At 63.2% G+C, this 8,901-nt stretch carries 7 protein-coding genes; 5 read left to right on the forward strand and 2 right to left on the reverse strand.

What is annotated here, in order from left to right; genetic code table 11:
- Nucleotides 1-119 precede the first annotated feature (119 nt).
- The 4 genes from ileS (at nt 120) to dut (ending at nt 5,315) form a co-directional block, all read left to right on the forward strand.
- The gene (gene ileS / locus ACTHNZ_RS20640) at nt 120-2,957 is read left to right on the forward strand and encodes an isoleucine--tRNA ligase (RefSeq protein WP_440544435.1); all 2,838 of its coding nucleotides are present in this window, start codon (nt 120-122) and stop codon (nt 2,955-2,957) included.
- Nucleotides 2,957-3,463: a signal peptidase II gene (gene lspA / locus ACTHNZ_RS20645; protein ID WP_440544436.1), complete on the forward strand. Its 507-nt coding sequence runs from the start codon at nt 2,957-2,959 to the stop codon at nt 3,461-3,463. The genes ileS and lspA overlap by 1 nt, the downstream gene beginning before the upstream one ends.
- A 133-nt stretch (nt 3,464-3,596) precedes the next feature.
- Entirely contained in the window at nt 3,597-4,811 is a 1,215-nt protein-coding gene (gene coaBC / locus ACTHNZ_RS20650; protein ID WP_440544437.1) for a bifunctional phosphopantothenoylcysteine decarboxylase/phosphopantothenate--cysteine ligase CoaBC, read from the forward strand.
- Nucleotides 4,812-4,868: 57 nt separating this feature from the next.
- On the forward strand, nt 4,869-5,315 hold the full coding sequence (gene dut / locus ACTHNZ_RS20655; protein WP_440544438.1) for a dUTP diphosphatase: 447 nt from the start codon (nt 4,869-4,871) through the stop codon (nt 5,313-5,315).
- Between the two features lie 129 nt (nt 5,316-5,444).
- On the opposite strand, the gene clpA is transcribed toward dut, so the two are convergent.
- Nucleotides 5,445-7,742 carry an ATP-dependent Clp protease ATP-binding subunit ClpA gene (gene clpA, locus ACTHNZ_RS20660; protein WP_440544439.1) on the reverse strand — a complete coding sequence of 766 codons (2,298 nt, stop codon included), beginning with the start codon at nt 7,740-7,742 and terminating at the stop codon, nt 5,445-5,447.
- The gene (gene clpS, locus ACTHNZ_RS20665) at nt 7,739-8,053 is read right to left on the reverse strand and encodes an ATP-dependent Clp protease adapter ClpS (RefSeq protein WP_440544440.1); all 315 of its coding nucleotides are present in this window, start codon (nt 8,051-8,053) and stop codon (nt 7,739-7,741) included. The genes clpA and clpS overlap by 4 nt, the downstream gene beginning before the upstream one ends.
- Before the next feature lie 587 nt (nt 8,054-8,640).
- Here clpS and cspD point away from each other — a divergent pair.
- Complete coding sequence (gene cspD / locus ACTHNZ_RS20670) at nt 8,641-8,847, forward strand: cold shock domain-containing protein CspD (protein ID WP_017776809.1); 207 nt, start codon at nt 8,641-8,643, stop codon at nt 8,845-8,847.
- Nucleotides 8,848-8,901: the final 54 nt, after the last annotated feature.

Genomic DNA, 8,901 nt, shown 5'->3' on the forward strand with positions numbered 1-8,901 from the left:
GACGCACGCACGACACCCGGCTGGCGCATCGCTCCACGACGCGCGGCCGTGCAAGCACGACGAACTCAATACCGAAGCGCCCACGGCTCGGGCGCCCACCGTTTTTCAGCGATAGCACCATGAGCGATAAGAAAGCCGATTCGAAATCTCAAGCCAAGTATCCGGTCAACCTGCTCGATACGCCGTTCCCGATGCGCGGCGATCTGCCCAAGCGCGAGCCGGGGTGGGTCAAGGCGTGGCAGGAAAACCGGATCTACGACAAGATCCGCGAGGCGAGCCGCGGCCGGCCGCTGTTCGTGCTGCACGACGGCCCCCCCTACGCCAACGGCGACATCCACCTGGGGCACGCCGTCAACAAGATCCTGAAGGACATCATCGTCAAGTCGCGCAACATGGCGGGCTTCGATGCGCCGTACGTTCCGGGCTGGGACTGCCACGGCATGCCGATCGAAATCCAGATCGAGAAGAAATTCGGCAAGTCGCTCCCCGCGGAGGAAGTGCAGCGCAAGGCGCGCGCCTATGCGAGCGAGCAGATCGAGACGCAAAAGGCCGGCTTCAAGCGGCTCGGCGTGCTCGGCGATTGGGACGATCCGTACAAGACGATGAACTTCTCGAACGAGGCGGCCGAAATCCGCGCGCTCGCGAAAATTCTCGAGAAGGGCTACGTGTTCCGCGGCCTGAAACCCGTGAACTGGTGCTTCGACTGCGGCTCCGCGCTGGCCGAAGCCGAAGTCGAATACAAGGACCGCGTCGATCCGTCGATCAGCGTGCTGTTTCCGTTCGCCGAGCCGGACAAGACCGCGCAGGCGTTCGGCCTCGCGGCGCTGCCGCGGAGCGAGGGCGGCATCGTCATCTGGACCACGACGCCTTGGACGATCCCGGCCAATCAAGCCCTCAACGTGCATCCCGAGCTCGAGTACGCGCTCGTCGATACCGAGCGCGGCCTGCTCCTGCTCGCGCAAGAGCGCGTCGAAGCGTCGCTCGTGCAGTTCGGTCTCACGGGCAAGGTCATCGCCACCGCGCCGGGCGCGAAGCTCGTGAACCTGCGCTTCCACCATCCGCTCGCGTCGGCCCACCTCGGCTACAAGCGCACGTCCCCGATCTACCTGGGCGATTACGTCACGATCGATTCGGGAACGGGCGTCGTGCATTCGTCGCCGGCCTACGGCGTGGAAGACTTCGTCTCCTGCAAATCGCACGGCATGGCCGATTCCGACATCATCAACCCGGTGATGGGCGACGGCCGTTACATCGAATCGCTGCCGCTGTTCGGCGGCCTGACGATCTGGGAGGCCAACCCCAAGGTCATCGAAGCGCTGCGGGCCGCCGGCACGCTGTTGCACACCGAAAAGTACACGCACAGCTACATGCATTGCTGGCGCCATAAAACGCCCGTCATCTTCCGCGCCACCTCGCAGTGGTTCGCTGGCATGGACCTGACGCCCAAGGAGGGCGGTGCCACGCTGCGCGAAACGGCTTTGGCCGGCGTCGAAGCGACGGCGTTCTACCCTTCCTGGGGCAAGCAACGCTTGTTCAGCATGATCGCGAACCGCCCCGATTGGACGCTGTCGCGCCAACGCCAGTGGGGCGTGCCGATGGCGTTCTTCGTGCACAAGGAAACGGGCGAATTGCATCCGCGCACGCCCGAGTTGCTCGAAGCCGTGGCGCAGCGCGTCGAGCGGGCCGGCATCGAAGCGTGGCAAACGCTCGATCCGCGCGAGTTGCTCGGCGACGACGCCAATCTCTACGAAAAAAACCGCGATACGCTCGACGTCTGGTTCGATTCGGGCACGACGCACTGGCACGTTCTGCGCGGCTCGCACAAGGCTGTCTCGCATTTCCCCGCCGATCTGTACCTCGAAGGCTCGGACCAGCACCGCGGCTGGTTCCACTCGTCGCTGTTGACGGCGTCGATGCTCGACGGCCACGCGCCGTATCGCGCGCTGCTCACGCACGGGTTCACCGTCGACGGCGAAGGCCGCAAGATGAGCAAGTCGCTCGGCAACGGCATCGATCCGCATGAAGTTGCAAACCGGCTCGGCGCCGAAATCATTCGTCTGTGGATCGCATCGACCGATTATTCAGGCGAACTCGCGATCTCCGAGGAAATCCTCAAGCGGGTCACGGAAAGCTATCGTCGGATCCGCAACACGCTGCGCTTCTTGCTCGCGAACTTGTCCGATTTCGACTATGCGCAGCACGCCGCGCCCATCGGCGAGTGGTTGGAGATCGACCGCTATGCGGTCGCGCTCGCCGGTGAACTGCAAAAGGACATCCTCGCGCACTACGAGAGGTACGAGTTCCACCCCGTCGTCGCCAAGCTGCAGACGTTCTGCTCGGAAGACCTCGGCGGGTTCTATCTCGACGTCCTCAAGGATCGCCTCTACACGAGTGCCGCGAATTCCCCAGCTCGCCGCTCGGCGCAAACGGCGCTCTATCACATCGCACACGGCTTGCTGCGCGTGATGGCACCGTTCCTCTCGTTCACGGCCGAGGAAGCGTGGAAGGTGTTCCAGCCGGGCAACGAGACGATTTTCACCGAAACGTATTACGCCTATCCGGACGTACCGGATGCCGAGAGCCTGCTCGCGAAATGGTCGCTGCTGCGCACGGTGCGCGGCAACGTCACGAAGGCGCTCGAAGAAGCGCGCTCGACGGACCAAATCGGCTCGTCGCTGCAGGCCGAAGTAACCGTTCGCGCGGCGGGCGCCGCCTATGACGCGCTCGCGAGCCTCGGCGACGACATGAAATTCGTCTTCATCACGTCGGACGCAAAACTCGTCGAGGCGGAGTCGGAAAGCGACGAAGGTGTCGACGTCGTGGCGTCGAAGTACCTCAAGTGCGAACGCTGCTGGCATTACCGCGCGGACGTCGGCTCGCATGCCGATCATCCGACGCTGTGCGGCCGCTGCTTCAGCAATCTGTTCGGCGAAGGCGAAAAAAGGAGCGCGGCATAATGGCGAAATCGCGTTCGCTCCCGGCGAGCAGTTCCTCCTCGCTCGCCCCGTGGCTCGGCATCTCCCTCATCGTGATTCTGTTCGACCAGCTCACGAAAATCGCGGTCACCAAAGTGTTCGCCTATGCGACGCCCTACGCCGTGACGTCGTTCTTCAACTTCTTTTTCGTCTTCAACCGCGGGGCGGCGTTCAATTTCCTCGCGACCGCAAGCGGCTGGCAGCGGTGGGCCTTCACGGCGCTCGGCGTGGCGGCCGCATGCGTGATCGTCTATCTGCTGAAGCGGCACGGCAGCCAAAAGCTCTTTTGCACGGCGCTGGCGCTGATCATGGGCGGGGCGCTCGGCAACGTCATCGACCGCCTCGTCCATGGCCGCGTCATCGATTTTCTCGACTTTCACGTAGGCGGCTGGCATTGGCCCGCGTTCAACTTGGCGGATAGCGCGATCGTCGTCGGCGCCACACTGCTCGTGCTCGACGAGTTGCGGCGCGTGCGCGGCGCGCGCTGAGCCGGCTATCCACTCGGGCCCGCGCTGTCCTATCGGACGCGCGGGGTCCGCGAGGGAAAGCGCGCGTAACGGTAGCGCGTCACGGTAAGCGCCAGCCGGATCGGCGCTTTCTCTTGTGCATTCGGAGGCAACCTTGGCAACCGCAGAACTCGAAGGCAAGCATCTGCTGCTCGGCATGACGGGCGGCGTTGCCTGCTACAAGATCGCCGAACTGACGCGGCTGATGACCAAAGCGGGCGCGACCGTCCAGGTGGCGATGACAGAAGCGGCAACCCAGTTCATCACGCCCGTCACCATGCAGGCGCTGTCGGGGCATCCCGTCTTCACGAGCCAGTGGGACGCGCGCATCGACAACAACATGCCGCACATCAACCTGTCCCGAGCGGCCGATGCGATCGTCGTCGCGCCCGCCTCGGCCGATTTCCTGGCCAAGCTCGCCCACGGGCGCGCCGACGATCTGCTCTCGATCCTGTGCCTCGCGCGCGAGTGCCCCTTGCTCGTCGTGCCGGCGATGAACCGGCAAATGTGGGCGAACCCGGCGACGCAGCGCAACGCGGCGCAGTTGCGCGCCGACGGCGTCATCATTTTGGGCCCCGATGCGGGCTCGCAGGCGTGTGGCGAAGTCGGCGAAGGCCGCATGATCGAACCGGAAGCGGCGTTCGAAGCCATCGTTTCGTTCTTTCGCCCCAAGTTGCTTCTGGGCCGGCGCGTGCTCGTCACGGCCGGGCCGACGTTCGAGCCGATCGATCCCGTGCGCGGGCTCACGAACCGCTCGAGCGGCAAGATGGGCTTCGCCCTCGCCCGCGCCGCCCAGCAGGCCGGTGCCGACGTTCGTCTGATCGCGGGGCCCGTTGCGTTGACGACACCTTGGGGCGTCGAGCGCGAAGACGTCGAGACTGCGCAGCAGATGCATGATGCCGTCATGCGATCCGTGGCGGACTACGACGTCTTCGTCTCGGTAGCGGCCGTGGCCGACTGGCGCGTGGCGCAAGTGAGCGAGCACAAGATCAAGAAGACTGCGACGCAAGCCGTGCCGACGCTTTCGTTCGTCGAGAACACGGATATCCTCGCCACGGTGGCGCGGTTGCCGAACGCGCCTTATTGCGTCGGCTTCGCGGCCGAGAGCGGCGACCTCGAAGTGAACGGCGAGCGCAAGCGGCTCAAGAAGAACGTCCCGCTGCTGATCGGCAATCTCGGCCCGGCCACGTTCGGGCGCGACGAAAACGAGGTCGTGCTGTTCGACGCCTCGGGCACCACGCGGCTACCGCGTGCGAGCAAAGATGCGCTGGCCGGCACGCTGATCGCCGAGATCGCGAAACGCCTACCCGACGCAAGCCTCATCTCCTAGACGAAACAAAGCTACGACAGATCTGCGGCCCAACCCGCCCCACGCCTTCGGAAACCTATGAAACTCGACGTAAAGATTCTTGATGCGCGCATGCGCGAGTATTTGCCCACTTACGCGACGCCTGGCAGCGCCGGGCTCGACCTGCGCGCCTGCCTCGACACGCAGATGATGCTCGAGCCGGGCCAAACGGTGCTCGTACCGACGGGCTTGGCCATTCACGTCGGCGATCCGGGGTATGCGGCGCTGATTCTGCCGCGCTCCGGTCTAGGCCATAAGCACGGCATCGTGCTCGGTAACCTCGTCGGCTTGATCGATTCCGATTATCAGGGCGAGTTGATGATTTCGACGTGGAACCGCGGACAGACGACGTTCAAGCTCAATCCGATGGAACGCCTGGCGCAACTCGTCATCGTCCCGGTCGTGCAGGCGCAACTCAACATCGTCGACGAGTTCGCCCCTAGCGAGCGGGGCGAAGGCGGCTTCGGCAGCACGGGCAAGCACTGAGCAGGGCTGCGAGCCGATAGACGAGAAAACGCAGGCGCTCGCACGCGCAGGCAGGTGAACAAAAACGGCGCTTCGAACCACGAAGCGCCGTTTTTGCGTTGGCGAACCCCGATTCGCCCGTCTTGCTCGTTACTCGACTTCCACCGTCTCCGGATTCGGATTGCGCGGTGCCGCGTTCTCGTCGAACGTCAACTGCACCTTGTCGCTTTCGTCGACATCGACCGTGACGCGGCCGCCGTTCATGAGCTTGCCGAACAGCAACTCGTCGGCCAACGCGCGGCGAATCGTATCCTGAATCAGACGCTGCATCGGCCGCGCGCCCATCAGCGGATCGAAGCCGTGCTTCGCGAGATGCTTGCGCAGCGCATCGGTAAAGAGCGCGTCGACCTTCTTCTCGTGCAACTGATCCTCGAGCTGCATGAGGAACTTGTCGACCACGCGCATGATGATTTCCTCATCGAGCGAGCGGAAGCTGATGACGGCATCGAGCCGGTTGCGGAATTCGGGCGTGAACATCCGCTTGATGTCCGCCATCTCGTCGCCTGTTTCGCGCCGCGACGTGAAGCCGATCGTGCCCTTTTGCATCGACTCCGCGCCAGCATTCGTCGTCATGATGATGATGACGTTGCGGAAATCGGCCTTGCGTCCGTTGTTGTCGGTCAGCGTCCCGTGATCCATGACCTGCAGCAGCACGTTGAAGATGTCCGGATGCGCCTTCTCGATTTCGTCGAGCAGCAGCACGCAGTGCGGCTTCTTCGTGACGGCCTCGGTCAGCAGCCCGCCTTGATCGAAACCGACGTACCCAGGCGGCGCACCGATCAAGCGGCTCACGGCATGCCGTTCCATGTACTCGGACATGTCGAAGCGGATCAGCTCGATACCGAGCGTGAACGCGAGTTGACGTGCGACTTCGGTCTTGCCCACACCCGTCGGGCCGGAGAACAAGAACGCGCCGATCGGCTTGTCCGTCTTGCCGAGACCAGCCCGCGCCATCTTGATCGCGGCCGAGAGGGCATCGATCGCCGGATCTTGGCCGAACACCACGGCCTTCAGGTCGCGGTCGAGCGTTTGCAACTTGCTGCGATCGTCCTGCGACACGCTTTGCGCCGGCACGCGCGCGATCTTGGAGATGATCTCCTCGATTTCGCCCTTGCCGATCGTCTTCTTCTGCTTCGACTTCGGCAAAATCCGCTGCGCCGCCCCCGCTTCGTCGATCACGTCGATCGCCTTATCGGGCAGATGGCGGTCGGTGATGAAGCGTGCCGACAATTCCGCCGCGGCGGACAACGCCCCCGAGGAATATTTGACGCCATGATGTTCTTCGAAGCGCGACTTGAGCCCGCGCAGAATCGCCACCGTCTGCTCGACGGTCGGCTCCGTCACGTCGATCTTCTGGAAGCGCCGCGACAGCGCCGCATCCTTCTCGAAGATGCCGCGGTACTCGGTGAACGTTGTGGCGCCGATGCACTTGAGCGTGCCCGACGACAACGCAGGCTTCAACAGGTTCGAGGCGTCGAGCGTACCGCCCGACGCGGCGCCCGCGCCGATCAGCGTATGGATTTCGTCGATGAACAGGATCGCGTGCGGGCGCTCCTTGAGTTCCTTGAGCACCGTCTTCAGGCGCTGCTCGAAATCGCCGCGGTACTTCGTGCCAGCCAGCAGCGCACCCATGTCGAGCGAGTAAACCTGAGCATCGGCCAGGATGTCGGGCACTTCCCCGCGCGTGATGCGCCAGGCGAGCCCCTCGGCGATCGCGGTCTTGCCGACACCCGCCTCGCCGACGAGCAGCGGATTGTTCTTGCGGCGGCGGCAGAGCACCTGCACGACGCGCTCGACTTCCGCTTCGCGCCCGATCAACGGGTCGATGCGGCCGTCCTTGGCCATCTGGTTCAGGTTCTGCGTGAACTGCGCGAGCGGCGTTTCCTTTTGCGACGCGGCGTCTTCCGATTCCGCATTCGCGTCGCCGGCCTTCGCGGCATCGCCGCTGCTCGTCTTCGCGATGCCGTGCGAAATGAAGTTGACGACGTCGAGCCGCGTGACGCCCTGCTGCTGCAGGTAATAGACCGCGTGCGAATCCTTTTCGCCGAAGATTGCGACGAGCACGTTCGCGCCCGTCACTTCCTTCTTGCCGTTCGACGTGGACTGCACGTGCATGATCGCGCGCTGGATCACGCGCTGAAAGCCGAGTGTGGGCTGCGTATCGACGTCATCGGTGCCGGGCACCGTCGGCGTGTTGTCGTGGATGAAGTTGCGCAGGTTCTGGCGCAAATCCTCGATGTTGGCCGCGCACGCCCGCAGCACCTCGGCGGCTGTCGGGTTGTCGAGCAACGCCAACAGGAGATGCTCTACGGTGATGAACTCATGCCGCGCCTGGCGCGCTTCCATGAACGCCATGTGCAGGCTGACTTCCAGTTCCTGGGCAATCATGCTTCCTCCATCACGCATTGCAGCGGATGCCCTGCCTGCCTTGCGTGCGTAACGACTTGCTCGACCTTGGTCGCCGCGATATCCCGCGTATAGACCCCACATACCCCCCGCCCTTCGCGATGCACCTTCAGCATGATCTGCGTAGCGGTCTCTCTATCTTTATTGAAATATTCCTGCACGATCATCACGACAAATTCCATTGGCGTGAAATCGTCATTCAGCAAGACAACCTTATACATGGACGGCGGTTTGACTGCCTTTTCCTGCCGCTCCAGTACGGTGCCATCCTGCTTGTCCGGGATAATCGCCATACACCCATTCTAAACAACTCGGCCGAGCCCGCAATCCGGGCGGAAACCCGACCGACCAGTTGGTGGACCGGGCTGCCGCCAGCGGCAACCCGCACGCTCGCGCGCTCGACCACCGCGGACTTCCCGCCTCGTGCAAGCATCGCGCCGCGGCCGTGCTTCCCAGCCGCGTCGACCTCGCGCGGCCGAGCGTCGCGGCCGCTTCGAGTATCGCACATAGCGTGCCGACGCACGCGGCACCGCATCAGGGCAGGACACACGCCGCAGCCAACCGCCGCGCCGAGTCTATCTGAGTCGATTATGCGACTTTTCAAGCCCCCTCGCTTGCGCTGGCGCACAAAACCAAAGCGGGAGAAACCCTGAATCCGGTCCAGTCGATGCAACGCTCCAGAAAACATCTCAAAATTCACTTGACACTGGGTTAAAGAGATCCAACAATCAAGCTGGCACTTTTTTTCAGCTGGCTGCAACAAGTGCAAGTACGAAAAAATGCCGAGGTGAGCTAGTGCGGAGGGGGCGGCTGCAAGCATGTGGCTGTCGAGCTTTTCGAGCGTGCTCGTGGTGGGACATGAGTTACAGGGGAAGTTGGTATGGCAACTGGTACGGTCAAATGGTTCAACGACGCGAAAGGCTTCGGATTCATCACGCCCGATGAAGGCGGCGAGGATCTGTTTGCACATTTCTCGGCCATCCAGATGAACGGATTCAAGACGCTCAAGGAAGGTCAGAAAGTCAGCTTCGAGGTCGTACAAGGACCTAAGGGCAAGCAAGCATCGAACATCCAGGCCGCCGCCTGAGATCGTTTGAAGCAATGCCTTCGAAAACCCGACTTCGGCCGGGTTTTTTTCATT

Origin of the sequence: Trinickia sp. (assembly GCF_051953955.1) — a bacterium.
Classification (GTDB): domain Bacteria; phylum Pseudomonadota; class Gammaproteobacteria; order Burkholderiales; family Burkholderiaceae; genus Trinickia.

Excerpts from the sequence above, each read along its gene's own strand:
- ileS (WP_440544435.1), top strand. The coding sequence starts at position 120 with ATGAGCGATAAGAAAGCCGATTCGAAATCTCAAGCCAAGTATCCGGTC.
- cspD (WP_017776809.1), top strand. The coding sequence starts at position 8,641 with ATGGCAACTGGTACGGTCAAATGGTTCAACGACGCGAAAGGCTTCGGA.
- clpS (WP_440544440.1), bottom strand. The coding sequence starts at position 8,053 with ATGGCGATTATCCCGGACAAGCAGGATGGCACCGTACTGGAGCGGCAG.
- clpA (WP_440544439.1), bottom strand. The coding sequence starts at position 7,742 with ATGATTGCCCAGGAACTGGAAGTCAGCCTGCACATGGCGTTCATGGAA.
- lspA (WP_440544436.1), top strand. The coding sequence starts at position 2,957 with ATGGCGAAATCGCGTTCGCTCCCGGCGAGCAGTTCCTCCTCGCTCGCC.
- dut (WP_440544438.1), top strand. The coding sequence starts at position 4,869 with ATGAAACTCGACGTAAAGATTCTTGATGCGCGCATGCGCGAGTATTTG.